This window comes from Sphingomonas guangdongensis, assembly GCF_900199185.1.
GTDB lineage: Bacteria > Pseudomonadota > Alphaproteobacteria > Sphingomonadales > Sphingomonadaceae > Sphingomonas > Sphingomonas guangdongensis.
Map to the genome: position 1 here is coordinate 235,537 of NZ_OBMI01000003.1, position 12,128 is coordinate 247,664.

Sequence of the window (12,128 nt, forward strand, 5' to 3'; positions counted from 1 at the left end):
CGGGCGCCCGTGGTCGGAGATGCCAGCGTTCGCTTGAATGACGTTGGTGCCTACGCGTCCATTGTCCGCGCGAGGCTTACGAACTCCGCGACGCTGACCGTCTCCGCGCGGCGGGCGGGGTCGATGCCGAGCATCCCGACCGCTGCCAGCGCGCCGGGCACGCCCTTGAGGCTCTGCCGGAGCATCTTGCGACGCTGGCCAAAGGCGGCTGCGGTCACCGCCTCCAGCGTCGCAAGCCGGACGCCCGGCGGCATCGCCGCCGGTGCCAGGTGCACCACCGCCGACATGACCTTGGGCGGCGGGGTAAAGGCGGAGCGGTGGACCGGCAGCGCGATCCGTGCGGTCGTCCGCCACTGCGCGAGCACCGCGAGCCGGCCGTAAGCCTCACCGCCGACCGGGGCGACGATCCGCTCCGCCACCTCCTTCTGGAACATGAGGGTGAGGCTCGCCCACCAGGGCTCCCAGTCGGTCGACAGCCAGCCGATGAGCAGCGCGGTGCCCACATTGTAGGGAAGGTTGGAGACGATGTGCGGCCGCGCCTCGAACAGTGCCGGTGCGTCGACCTGGAGCGCGTCGCCCTCAATCACGCGGAGCTTGCCGGGGTAGGCGTCCGCCAGTTCGGCGAGTGCCGGGATGCAGCGGCGGTCGCGCTCGATCGCCGTTACCCGCGCGCCCGCCGCGAGCAGTGCCCGGGTCAGGCCGCCGGGACCCGGGCCGATCTCCAGCACCTCCCGGTCGTGAAGGTCACCGGGAACGGCGGCGATGCGGGCGAGCAGCTGCCCGTCGAACAGGAAGTTCTGCCCCAGCGCCTTGGACGCCTGCAATCCGTGCCGCGCGACGACCTCGCGCAGCGGCGGCAGCGCCGTCACGAGCTCGCCCGGCGCGCGGCAGCCTCTGCCGCCAGCCGGATCGCGTGGATCGTCGCGCCGGCCTCCGCCCGGTCCTGGCCGGCGATGTCGAACGCGGTGCCGTGATCGGGCGCGGTCCGCACGATCGGGAGCCCGAGCGTCATGTTGACGCCCTCGTCGAAGTGAAGCGTCTTGAGCGGGATCAGCGCCTGATCGTGATACGGACAGATCGCCGCGTCATAGCCGGCGCGGGCACGGGCGTGGAACAGCGAGTCGGCGGCGAACGGCCCACGCGCATCGATGCCGTCGCCGACCAACTGCGCGATCGCCGGGCGGATCACCTCGATCTCCTCGCGTCCCATGGTGCCGTCCTCGCCCGCGTGCGGATTTAGACCGGCAAAGGCGAGGCGCGGGCGCGCGATCCCGAAGTCGCGGGCGAGCGCGCGGGCGGTCACCCGCGCCTTGGCGACGATCAGCTCGACGCTGAGCGCGTCCGGCACCGCGGCGAACGCGATGTGGGTGGTGACCGGCACGACGCGCAACGTCGGACCCGCCAGCATCATGACCGCATTCTCGCGTGCGACCCCACAGCGCTCCGCCACGAACTCGGTCTGCCCGGGATGGGTGAAGCCGGCCTGGTAGAGCTGCGCCTTGGCCACCGGCCCGGTCACGACCGCGCTCGCCGCCCCCGATCGCGCGAGGCCGACCGCCGCCTCCAGTGCCTCCACCGCTGCGCGGGTACCATCGGGCTGCGGCGTACCCGGTGCCACCCGCCCCGCGTCGCCGACCGTCAGCACGGGAAGCGCGCGCGCGAACACGTCCGCCGCGCGGTCGGGCGCGTCGATGGTGGCGAGCGGACCGGTCCAGACCGCGGTGATCGCGCGCGGGTCGCCGACCACGAAGAAGGGCGGCAGTGCCGCGGTATCCCGCGCCGCCCACGCCTTTGCCGCGATCTCCGGGCCTATTCCCGCGGGATCGCCGAGCGAGATGACGAGCGGCGCAGGCGACCCGGGCACCGGGCGTGCCTCAGCGATACTCGACCACCGCGTCGCGCCGCAGGTCGCGGAGCATCCGCTGCGCGCGCAGGTTGACGCGCTCATCCTCCAGCTTGGACTGGATCGCCTCGCTGGAGGGCAAACCCGCGGTCTTCGGATCGTCGCGGCCGCACAGCACCAGCGCGCGCACGCCGTCGCTCGGCGATCCGAACGGCGGGGTCGACTGGCCGACCTGCATCTTGAGCACGATCTCCTGGAGCGCAGGGGGCAGCTGACGGACCGGCACCGCGTCGTTGTCGACCACCTCCGCGCCGATCTCCTGAGCGATCGCCGCGACGCCGCCGCAGCCGTTGATGCGCTGCGTCGCCTTGGCGAAGTCGGCGGCACGGGCGCTCGCCTGGTTCTGCGTCGTGCCGCCCGGGAACTTCAGCGTCAGCTGACGCAGGCTGAGCCGCGCGTCGCGGGGATCGGCGGTCAGCACCTGGCGCTTGTCGGCAAGATAGAGAATCGAAAAACCGCCGGGGATCGGGATCGGTCCGGCGATCTGGCCGACCTGCATCTGCTGCGCCGCCTGCTGGAGCTCGGGCGGCAGCACGCCCAGGCGCACCCAGTCGAGGTCACCGCCGACCGCCTTGGTCGACGCCTCGGAAAAGTTCCGCGCGAAATACTCGAACGGCGCGCCACCGCGCATCTGCTCGATCATCTTGCGGGCGTTCTCGATCACCTCCGCCTGCCGCTCCTCGGGCGCCGACAGATAGATCTCGCGCAGGTGGTACTCCTCCGCGCCCTGCGACGCCTTGAGGCGGTCGATGATCGACTTCACCTCTTCGTCGCTCACGTTGACGAAGGGCGTGACCTTGCGACGCAGCAGCCGGTTCCAGGCGAGCTCGCCCTCGATCTGCCGCTTCAGGGAGCGATCGGACGAGCCGACGCTGCGCAGGTACTCGCGCATCTGCTCGGGCGTGCGCTTGAAGTTGCGCGAGACACGGTCGAAGCTCTGGTCGACCTCGCCCTGGGTCACCGCGATCTCGTTCGCCTTGGCTTCCTGGATCTGGAGCGTCTCGTCGATCAGCTGGCGCAAAACCTGCAGCCGCACCTCGTCACGCTGGTCGTCGGGGATGCCGGGCATGTTGTTGAGCGCCAGCGTCATGGACATGCGCTGGTCGACGTCGGTGCCCGTGATGACGCTGTCGTTGACGATCGCGGTCGGCTTGCGAACGTTCGGATCCGCCTTGCCGAAGATCTGGAGGTTGGCCGGCAGATCCAGCCCGGCCGAGCCCGGGACGCTTGCATCCGGCACGGTCTGCTGCGCCAGTACGCCGCCGCCGATCGTCAGAACAGCACATGCGCAGGCCAGCCGCGCCATCTTCGAAACCATCATCTCTCTCGTCCGCAATCCCGCATCCGCGCGTGTCCGTCCCCGCCGCCTACAACCCGAATCCGGCTGAACAAGGGCTTAGCGGCCCAAATTCTTGAACGACAGCGTCAGCAGGTAGGAGTTGCCGCGCTGCGCGTCCCCGGTCGTTCGATAGTCGCGCCGCCACGTCAGGCCAAGCTTCAAGCAATCGTCCTCATAGGCGACACCCAGGCGATGGCGAAGCGGCTCGTAGCCGTCGGCGACGGAGAGCGGGTCTTCCTCGCGGTCGGTCAGGTCGACGGTCGCCGATCCGAACACCGACCAGAAGCGGCGGAACTGCACGCGCCCGCCGATCCGCGCCTCCTCCCGGTCCTGGAGGTCCTCTGTCAGCTGGGTGATGTCGCGGTTCAGCCGAAGGTAGCCGAGCAGGAGGTAGGTCGAGCGGCTGCCGATCGTCGCGTCCACCTCGTTACGGCGCACGGCGAACCCGTCCTTGTCGAGGCGGAAGCGGTGGGTGAGGCTGACGAAATCACGGTAGCGAATGCTGGTGCGCCCGACATAGTCGGAGAAGCGGTCCGACAGCCCTGTGCCGTCGGGAAGGATGGTCGGGCGCTTGCTCAAGCGATAGCTCTGCCCCACCACCGCATCGATCGCGATCCCCGGCAGGTCCAGCGCGTAATCGAGTCCGTAGGTGACCCGCATCGAATCTTCGAAGCGGTCGTAGCCCGGAAAGCGGTTGAGCGCGAAGAGGTTGCTGTCTTCCAGATCGACGGCACGCGCATCCTCGTTCGGGATCGCGAGGTTGCTAACCTTGGGCGCGGCGACGACCTGCAAGCGCGGCGTGATCCGCTGCGTGCCGCCGAACGCCTGGCCGATGAAGGGCCAGCGCACATCCACCGCGACCGCGCCGATCGCGCGGGCGGAGAACCCTTCGTCCCCGCGGTAACTGGCAACTGCGGTGCTCAGCACGTCGTTGGCGTTGTATGCGTCACCGCGCGCGTAGGCGGTGAACGTCACCTCCTGCCCCCACCGGGTCAGCCGCCGCAAGTCCCAGCGCAGCGCGGCAAAGGCGCGCTGGGTGTCCTGGCCGTCGGTGCGGGTGAGGGCGAGCGAGTTCAGCTGGAGCTCGAAGCGCCCCCCGACGATCCCGTCGCCGAAGCGCTGGCGATAGTCGATCTCCGGCAGTGCGATCGGTTGAAGGCCCTGGCGGTCGTTGACCCTGAGGGTCTGCACCGACCAGCCGGTGATCGACAGGTAGCTGTCCGTCCCGATCCGCTCGGCGCGGACGGTGCTGCGCAGCCGGTCGTCACGCGAAATGTCGTAGCGGCGCAGAAAGGTGCGGTCGGTCGAGACGCGGATCGACTCGCTGATGCTCCAGCGCGGCGAGAGCTGGAAGCGACCGGCACTGTCGAGATAGCCGCGGAACGCGTTCTCGGTCGTCTCGGGCGTGCCGGTGACGCCCAGGTCGTCGCTGCGGCGGCTGTAGGTGCCGTAGCCGGTCGCCCGGAACGCGCCCAGCCGGTTGAGTTCGCGGTACTCGAGCTGAATCAGCGGCAGCGTGTCCGAGTAGATCCGCGGGGTCACCGTCAGGTCGCGGTTGGGCGCGAAGCGGATCAGGTACGGCAGCCCGACCTCCAGCCCGTTCACCCGGTCGATGCGGATCTCCGGCGCGAGCAGGCCGCTCGCGCTATTGCCCCCGATCGGGTGGGAAAAGCTCGGCAGCGGAATGGTCGGCAGGCCGAACACCGACAAGCGCGCGCCCGAGTAGCGGATGCGCTCGGCCGCGGGGTCGTAGACGACGCGCACCGCCGTCACCTTCCACGACGGCTCCTTGGGGCAGCCCTCGGCCGTCGTGACCGAGCAGGCGGTATAGGCCGCGTCCTCGACCGTGATGACGCCGCCGTCGTTGCGCGTGCCGCGGCGCGCGGCGATGCGGCTGCCGCCGTCGAGCACGACCAGCATGTTCTCTATCAGGCCGTCGCGCAGCGAGTCGGTCAGCTCGATGCGGTCGCCGTATGCGGTGTCACCCTGCGGGTTGGTGACCGCGATGTCGCCGTCCGCCACGACCTGCCCGGTCTTGCGGTTCCAGGTGACCGTGTCGGCGCGCAGCCGCTCGCCGCCGCGCGCCAGGCGCACGTCGCCGGTCGCGGTCACCACGTCGGCGTCGGTCTGATACTCCAGCGTGTCGGCGCTGAACTGGATTTGGTCGTCGCCGCTTGCCGGAGGAGCTTCGGTGACCGGCGGCGGCGGCGTCACGGCGCGGTCTTGCAGATCCTGCGCGGCAGCCGGGTGAGCCGTCGCAAGGACCACCGCGAGCGCGCCGATCGGCAAAAAGGCGTTACGCGTCACGGCCGCAAGCGTCTCCACACGGCCAGTCTCGCGGCCCCCAAGTGAGCGGCCCTATCGCATCGACGGGCGGCTTCGCAATCTTTGCGTCCGGACGCCAGCGTGCCTACATCGCGGCCATCCCGACGATCACCAGGAAGTTACCCGCATGAAGCTGACCTTTGCCACCACCCGCGCCGACGACGACGCGCTGTTGATCCATCCGGTGGCGAAGGGCGGGGAAGGCGGTTTTCGGCGCGCGGAGCTGGAGGAGGCCGGCAACCAGCTGATTGCGGAGGCGGCTCTTGCCGGCCGGTTCGAGGGCGACGCCGGTGCGATCACCGAGGTGTTCGTCCCCGCGGACGGGCGGGTCGCGCGGGTCGCGCTGCTCGGCGTCGGCGCAGGCGGCGAAGAGGAGTGGGCCAAGGCGGCCTCGGCGCTCGTCGCACGCTATCTGATCGGTGGTCCGGCGAGCGTCACGGTCGACCTGACCGGCGTCGGCGCGACGCTCGCCGCCGTCGCGCGGTTCGCGGCGGTGATCGAGCAGCGCAGCTGGCGGTACGACATCTACCGAACGAAGCTTGCCGACAAGCAGAAGCCGTCGCTGACGGAGGTGGTGATCGTCGGCGGGCCGGACGGCGTTGCGGACGCCTGGGCGGAGCAGAGCGCGGTGACGCAGGGCATGGCGCTGACCCGCGAGCTCGTCGCCGAGCCGGCCAACATCATTTTTCCCGAGAGCTTCGTGGAGCGGGTGACTCGCTCGGTCGAGGGACTGGGCCTCTCGGTCGAGGTACTCGACGAAGCCGCGATGCGCGCGCTCGGCATGGGCGCGCTGCTCGCGGTCAGCCAGGGCTCGATCCGGGAGGCGCGGCTCCTGGCGCTGCGCTGGGACGGGGCGGGTGCGGGTGCGCCGACCACCGCGCTGGTCGGCAAGGGCGTGACCTTCGACACCGGCGGCATCTCCATCAAGCCGGCCGCGGGCATGGAGGACATGAAGTGGGACATGGGCGGCGCGGGCGCGGTCGCCGGGGCCATGAAGGCGCTCGCGCTGCGCAAGGCCAGCGCGAACGTCGTGGGGGTCATGGGGCTGGTCGAGAACATGCCCGACGGTGGCGCCACCCGGCCCGGCGACGTCGTCACCTCGATGAACGGCCAAACGATCGAGGTCATCAACACCGACGCGGAAGGGCGGCTGGTGCTGGCCGATGCGATCACCTGGGTACAGCGGACCCACAATCCGACCACCATCGTCGACCTCGCGACGCTGACCGGCGCCATGATCGTCAGCCTGGGGAACGAGTATGGCGGGCTATTTTCGAACGACGAGGATCTCGCGCGCCAGCTGTTGGATGCGAGCACCGCGTCGGGCGACAAGCTGTGGCGCTTTCCGCTGGCCGAGGCCTATGACAAACTGATCGACAGCCCGATCGCCGACATGAAGAACGTCGGCCCGCGCGGGGCCGGATCGATTACCGCGGCGCAGTTCATCCGCCGCTTCGTCGACGAGGGCGTGCGCTGGGCCCACCTCGACATTGCGGGCATGGTCTGGTCGGACAAGGACGGCATCCACCACGCCAAGGGGGCGACCGGCTACGGCGTGCGCCTGCTCGACCGCTTCGTGCACGACACCTGCGAGGGGTGAGCGCCTGGGGGTTCCTGGCTGCCGCGATCGTGCTGGAAATCGCGGGCACCTTCCTGCTGAAGCTCTCGAACGGGTTCGAGCGCTGGGGCTGGGGGACGCTCTCGATCCTCTGCTATGTCGGCTGCTTTCAGGCGCTCGCCCCGGCGGTAAAGGCGATCCCGGTCGGGGTCGCCTATGCGATCTGGGCCGGGGTCGGGATCGTTGCCGCCGCAGTGCTCGGCGTGCTGGCGTTCGGCGAGCGGCTCTCGGCGGTGCAGCTGTTCTGCATCGCGCTGGTGCTGGTCGGCGCGGTCGGGCTGCAGTGGTCAACGGCGCGGGGGTAGCGTGCAGGTCGACTTCTACCACCTGGTTGCCAGCCCGCTGGAGCGGGTGCTGCCGCGCATCGCGGAGCGGGTGGTTGCGGGCGGCGACCGACTGCTGGTGGTCGCCGGTGACGAGGCGCAGCGGGCGAGCCTCGACCGGCTGCTCTGGACCTACGCACCCGACAGCTTCCTGCCTCACGCCCGCGCGGGCGGCGAGCACGACGCCGACCAGCCGATCCTGATCGCTGCCGACACCGCGGCACCAAACGGCGCGCGCCACGTCGCGCTGGTGGACGGTGTGTGGCGCGAGGAAGCGCTCGGCTTCGACCGGGCCTTTCACTTCTTCGACGGCGACAGCGTCGGCGCGGCGCGCGCGGCGTGGAAGGCGCTGGGCGAGCGCGAGGGCGTCGAGCGCCGCTACTGGAAGCAGGACGACACCGGCCGCTGGACCCAGGCGGCCTGATCAGCGCGCCGGCAGCCCCGCGTCATCGCGCGTGATCGGTGTGGCACGCGCCCGGTCGCCGGCGCCGTCGAGCGGTGCCCGGCCGTAGCGCGGCGGCACCGGCCCGAACGGCCGGCAGAACGGGACCTGCGAGAGGGGCTGCTCGGCATAGGGTCTCGCGGCGTCCCGGCTGTAGCCGAGGTCGAACGCCCGGACGATCTGCTGCAGCCGCACCGCCGCCAGCGTGACGAGATTGCTCTCCAGCCGCGCGGCGCTGATCGCCCGGCGCAGGTCCGCCGCTTCCTCCGTATCGATCGCGCGGCCGGGGCCGACGATCGTGTACAGCTCGCTCCACAGCTCCAACTCGCGCTCGCTGTGGCGGGCCAGCAGGTCCACGAACTCGTAGGCGCCCGACAGGTTGTCGAGGTCTGCGCGGCTGAAGTGCGACGCGGTATCGCCGAGTACGCTGTTCCACACGCCGCGCGACCACGTCCGCATCAGCGGCGATCCGGGGGACCCGACCGGCGGCAGCCGTCCGCTCGCCGCCGCCCGGTCGACGATCACCGACAGCGTGTCGAGCCGACGCAGGTAGCAGGACTCCGCCCGCTCGCGCTCGCGCGCCTGGCCCATGATCTCGCCCATCTCTTCCGCAAGCGCGCGGTGGGCGCGGAACACCTCGATCCGCCAGCCGATCTCCGTCGCGACCGCGCCCAGGCCGAGCGCGATCACGACGCCGAGCACGACGGAGCCGACCTCGCGCAGGAACTTTTGTCCTCGTTCGCTCCGCCACCAGCGCACCGGCCGCTCCCCGCTTGCCACCCTCGCGGGCGCAGCCTAAGGGCGCGCCATCTTTCCACAAGTCCAGCCAACAGGAGCCCGTGACCGTCATGGCCGCGAACCGTACCTTTTCGATCATCAAGCCCGATGCCACCCGCCGCAACCTGACCGGCGCGGTCACCAAGATGCTGGAGGAGGCCGGCCTGCGCGTCGTCGCATCCAAGCGCATCCAGATGACTAAGGAGCAGGCCGAGGGCTTCTACGCCGTCCACAAGGAGCGGCCGTTCTTCAACGACCTGGTCAGCTTCATGATCTCGGGCCCGGTGGTCGTCCAGGTGCTGGAGGGCGAGGACGCCGTGAAGCGCAATCGCGACATTATGGGCGCGACCAACCCCGCCAACGCTGACGCCGGCACGATCCGCAAGGAGCTCGCGGAGTCGATCGAGGCGAACTCGGTCCACGGCTCGGACTCGGACGAGAATGCGGCGATCGAGATCGCGTACTTCTTCAAGCCGGAAGAAATCGTCGGCTGAGCTCCAATACCGTTCATGCCGAGCCTGTCGAAGCACGTGTCGCGAGCGCTCCCGCCCGTGACACGCCGCTCGACAGGCTCAGGGCGGACGGTCAGATGTTGTGCTTCCGCACAGGCGGGAATCGGGCTTACTCCTTGATCGCCGCCGCCAGCCGCTTCGCCTCGGTCGCCCACAGCGCCTCAAGCCGGGCCCGCCCATCTGCGCCGACCCGCTCGCGGAACACCGCGCCTTCAAGCCTCAGCGCTCGTCCGCCGAAAGTCCGGCCTTCGGTCGCGAACACAAGGTCGTAGATCGCGCGGTCGGTGGCGGGGCGGTCGCCCTCGCTGATGGTGGCGGTGATCAGCAACGGCACCGTGCCGCGCACCGCGTCCTTGCCGCCGTCGGTCGCCTTCAGCAGCGCCTCCCGCACCCAGTCGGCCTCGATCCGCGGATCGACCACAGCGGTCTGCGCCGCGATCCCGAGCGCACGCGGAAAGGCGACGTCAATGCTCGCGAGCGCGGGCTGCGCCGGATCGTTCAGGCGCACCCGCTCGCCGCCGCGCTCCGCCCTGCCGATCAGGGTCGCGCGCGCCGCCTTGCGCGTGGCCGCGGCCGCCTTGGCCGCCTCAGCCGCGGTGGTGTCGCGTCGGTCGGCCCAGTTCAGCCACAGCGTCAGCGCGGCGATCAGCACGCCCGCAACCGCGACCAGCTCGCCCAGGCTGATCCAGCGGCGGCGGATCGCCCGCGCCTCCGCCTTCTCGCTCGGCATGTCGCTCACCGTCCGCCCGCTTCCAGCAGCCGGCGCGGCGCCGCCATCTCCCAGCTCTGCGCCACGCGGTCACCGATGTGATCCCAATCGGTCGCGGGCGCATCGGTGCGGATCGCGATCCATCCGGACGGACCGAGGTAGGGCGGCTTGTAGTAGAGCGCCGGCTCCCCCTCGATCAGCGCTTCCTGCTCGTCGGGACCGGAGGTCTTGACCAGCACCGCCGTTTCGCCGTCGCTGTGGTGATTGTGCCAGATGTAGGCGAAGGCCTTGCCGCCCTCGATGTGGAAGCACGGGCTGCCGTGGCTCAGCTTCTCTGCCGCGCCCGGCAGCGTCAGCGCGAGTTTGCGCAGCCGCTCCAGATCGCGCTCGTAATCGGGACTCATCGCCTCACGAACTCCGCCAGCACTGCCGGATACAGCGAATGCTCGGCGGCGAGAACTCGTTCCGCGAGCGTCTCGGGCGTGTCGCCGGCGAGCACGGGCACGCGCGCCTGGCCCAGCACCGTGCCCGCATCGAGCTCCTCCGTCACGAGGTGGACGGAGCAGCCCGCCTCCACGTCGCCGGCGGCGAGCGCGCGGGCGTGGGTGTCCAGGCCCTTGTATTTGGGCAGCAGCGAGGGGTGGATGTTGACGATCCGGTCGCGCCACCGCGCGATGAAGCCGGGCGACAGGATCCGCATGTAGCCGGCGAGGGCGATCACCTCGACCCCCGCATCACGGAGCGCCGCGTCGAACGCGGCTTCGCGCTCCGCCCGCTTGCCGGCGTGCGCGAGGGTAGGGATGCCCTGCTCCGCGGCCCAGGCAAGACCGGCTGCGTCCGGGTTGTCGCTGGCGACCAGCACGACCCGGTAGGCGTCGCCCGCGCCCGCGACGAGCGCCTGCATGTTGGAGCCGCGCCCTGAGATCAGGATGCCGACGGGTACCGTCACGCCAGGTGCGTCGCTTTCCACGGGGCCCGTGCGCTCCAGGTTTCGGCGCCCCCCGCGACGGTACAGCCACGCTCACCCGGCGCGACGATGCCGATCCGGAAGACCGTCTCGCCCGCCGCCGTCAACGCGCTCGCGACCTGCTCGGCGTTGTCCGCGGCGACGATCACCGCCATGCCGATCCCGCAGTTGAAGGTACGCGCCATCTCCTCCGGCTCGATCCCGCCCTGCGCCTGGAGGAACGCCATCAGCCGCGGCTGCTCCCACGCGTCCGCATCGACACGCGCGTGGCAACCGGCCGGCAGAACGCGCGGAATGTTCTCCAGCAGCCCGCCGCCGGTGATGTGGGCAAGTCCGTGGATAAGTCCGGCACGCAGCTGGGGAAGGAGGCTGCGGACGTAAATCCGGGTCGGCGCCATTAGCGCGTCGATGAGGCGCACGTCCTGGTCGAACAGCGCGGGGCGCGTGAGCTTCCAGCCCTTGTCGGTGGCGAGGCGGCGGACCAGCGAGAAGCCGTTGGAATGGACGCCCGACGATGCGAGCCCGAGGATGACGTCACCGGCCGTGACCCGATCGCCGGTCAGCAGCTGGTCGCGCTCGACCGCGCCGACGCAGAAACCCGCTAGGTCGTAGTCGCCGGGCGCGTACATCCCCGGCATCTCCGCGGTCTCTCCGCCGATCAGCGCGCAGCCCGCCTGACGACATCCTTCGGCGATCGAAGCGATGACGCGCTCGGCGATGCCGCCCTCCAGCCTGGCGGTGGCGTAGTAATCGAGAAAGAACAGCGGCTCTGCCCCCTGCACGACCAGGTCGTTGGCGCACATCGCGACCAGGTCGATCCCGACGCCGTCGTGCGCGTCATGCTCGATTGCGAGTTTCAGCTTGGTGCCGACGCCATCGTTGGCGGCGACCAGCAGCGGATCGGTGAAGCCCGCCGCCTTCAGGTCGAACACGCCGCCGAATCCGCCCAGGTCGGCGTCGGCACCGGCGCGGCGGGTGGCCTTTGCCAGTGGCGCGATCGCGCGGACGAGCGCGTTCCCTGCCGCGATCGACACGCCGGCATCGGCGTAGGTGTAGCTGTCGGTCATTGATCCCCAATTATCCGTTTGTGCTGAGTAGGGACTGAGTAGCTGCGCGAGCAGCGTATCGAAGGTCCGTATCGAAGCATCCCGGACGCAAGTCCTTAGATCCGCCATTTCGACAAACTCAATGGCTACTCAGGACGAACGGCGGG

Annotated in this window: 13 protein-coding genes; 4 read left to right on the forward strand and 9 right to left on the reverse strand. The window is 70.3% G+C overall.

Going from position 1 to position 12,128, the window contains the following annotated elements:
• Positions 1-50 precede the first annotated feature (50 nt).
• The 4 genes from rsmA to CRO12_RS13125 all read right to left on the reverse strand — a co-directional run bounded on the left by rsmA (position 51) and on the right by CRO12_RS13125 (position 5,549).
• Positions 51-869: a 16S rRNA (adenine(1518)-N(6)/adenine(1519)-N(6))-dimethyltransferase RsmA gene (gene rsmA / locus CRO12_RS13110; RefSeq protein ID WP_097064529.1), complete on the reverse strand. Its 819-nt coding sequence runs from the start codon at positions 867-869 to the stop codon at positions 51-53.
• Positions 866-1,948: a 4-hydroxythreonine-4-phosphate dehydrogenase PdxA gene (gene pdxA / locus CRO12_RS13115; protein ID WP_097064530.1), complete on the reverse strand. Its 1,083-nt coding sequence runs from the start codon at positions 1,946-1,948 to the stop codon at positions 866-868. Before pdxA ends, rsmA begins: the two co-directional genes overlap by 4 nt.
• Positions 1,875-3,224, reverse strand: coding sequence for a peptidylprolyl isomerase (locus CRO12_RS13120; RefSeq protein WP_097064531.1), 1,350 nt, complete (start codon positions 3,222-3,224; stop codon positions 1,875-1,877). Before CRO12_RS13120 ends, pdxA begins: the two co-directional genes overlap by 74 nt.
• 75 nt (positions 3,225-3,299) lie before the next feature.
• Complete coding sequence (locus CRO12_RS13125) at positions 3,300-5,549, reverse strand: LPS-assembly protein LptD (protein WP_425443034.1); 2,250 nt, start codon at positions 5,547-5,549, stop codon at positions 3,300-3,302.
• A 145-nt stretch (positions 5,550-5,694) separates the two neighbouring features.
• Between CRO12_RS13125 and CRO12_RS13130 the strand changes: the two genes are divergently transcribed.
• The 3 genes from CRO12_RS13130 to CRO12_RS13140 are packed head-to-tail and all read left to right on the forward strand — an operon-like array spanning position 5,695 to position 7,932.
• The gene (locus tag CRO12_RS13130; RefSeq protein WP_097064532.1) at positions 5,695-7,167 is read left to right on the forward strand and encodes a leucyl aminopeptidase; all 1,473 of its coding nucleotides are present in this window, start codon (positions 5,695-5,697) and stop codon (positions 7,165-7,167) included.
• The gene (locus CRO12_RS13135; protein WP_097064533.1) at positions 7,164-7,490 is read left to right on the forward strand and encodes a DMT family transporter; all 327 of its coding nucleotides are present in this window, start codon (positions 7,164-7,166) and stop codon (positions 7,488-7,490) included. The genes CRO12_RS13130 and CRO12_RS13135 overlap by 4 nt, the downstream gene beginning before the upstream one ends.
• A gap of 1 nt (position 7,491) precedes the next feature.
• Positions 7,492-7,932, forward strand: a complete 441-nt coding sequence (locus CRO12_RS13140) for a DNA polymerase III subunit chi (protein WP_097064534.1) — start codon at positions 7,492-7,494, stop codon at positions 7,930-7,932.
• Here the strand turns inward: CRO12_RS13140 and CRO12_RS13145 are convergent, their stop codons facing one another.
• A complete protein-coding gene (locus tag CRO12_RS13145) occupies positions 7,933-8,709 on the reverse strand; it encodes a hypothetical protein (protein WP_097064535.1) in 777 nt (258 codons plus the stop codon).
• An 89-nt stretch (positions 8,710-8,798) separates the two neighbouring features.
• Here CRO12_RS13145 and ndk point away from each other — a divergent pair, with 89 nt between their 5' ends.
• Positions 8,799-9,221 carry a nucleoside-diphosphate kinase gene (gene ndk, locus CRO12_RS13150; protein ID WP_097065063.1) on the forward strand — a complete coding sequence of 141 codons (423 nt, stop codon included), beginning with the start codon at positions 8,799-8,801 and terminating at the stop codon, positions 9,219-9,221.
• Between the two features lie 127 nt (positions 9,222-9,348).
• On the opposite strand, the gene CRO12_RS13155 is transcribed toward ndk, so the two are convergent.
• Genes CRO12_RS13155 through purM form a run of 4 tightly spaced genes read right to left on the reverse strand, consistent with a single transcriptional unit; the run spans position 9,349 to position 11,982 of the window.
• Entirely contained in the window at positions 9,349-9,978 is a 630-nt protein-coding gene (locus CRO12_RS13155) for a hypothetical protein (RefSeq protein ID WP_097064536.1), read from the reverse strand.
• On the reverse strand, positions 9,975-10,352 hold the full coding sequence (locus CRO12_RS13160) for an MmcQ/YjbR family DNA-binding protein (protein ID WP_097064537.1): 378 nt from the start codon (positions 10,350-10,352) through the stop codon (positions 9,975-9,977). The genes CRO12_RS13155 and CRO12_RS13160 overlap by 4 nt, the downstream gene beginning before the upstream one ends.
• Complete coding sequence (gene purN, locus CRO12_RS13165; protein WP_425443026.1) at positions 10,349-10,897, reverse strand: phosphoribosylglycinamide formyltransferase; 549 nt, start codon at positions 10,895-10,897, stop codon at positions 10,349-10,351. Before purN ends, CRO12_RS13160 begins: the two co-directional genes overlap by 4 nt.
• Positions 10,894-11,982, reverse strand: a complete 1,089-nt coding sequence (purM, locus tag CRO12_RS13170) for a phosphoribosylformylglycinamidine cyclo-ligase (protein ID WP_097064538.1) — start codon at positions 11,980-11,982, stop codon at positions 10,894-10,896. Before purM ends, purN begins: the two co-directional genes overlap by 4 nt.
• Positions 11,983-12,128 lie beyond the last annotated feature (146 nt).

Bases quoted from the DNA above. Each gene is read 5' to 3' on its own strand.
- pdxA (WP_097064530.1), bottom strand. From the start codon at position 1,948: ATGAGCGCGTCAACCTGCGCGCGCAGCGGATGCTCCGCGACCTGCGGC.
- CRO12_RS13120 (WP_097064531.1), bottom strand. From the start codon at position 3,224: ATGATGGTTTCGAAGATGGCGCGGCTGGCCTGCGCATGTGCTGTTCTG.
- CRO12_RS13130 (WP_097064532.1), top strand. From the start codon at position 5,695: ATGAAGCTGACCTTTGCCACCACCCGCGCCGACGACGACGCGCTGTTG.
- ndk (WP_097065063.1), top strand. From the start codon at position 8,799: ATGGCCGCGAACCGTACCTTTTCGATCATCAAGCCCGATGCCACCCGC.
- CRO12_RS13160 (WP_097064537.1), bottom strand. From the start codon at position 10,352: ATGAGTCCCGATTACGAGCGCGATCTGGAGCGGCTGCGCAAACTCGCG.
- purM (WP_097064538.1), bottom strand. From the start codon at position 11,982: ATGACCGACAGCTACACCTACGCCGATGCCGGCGTGTCGATCGCGGCA.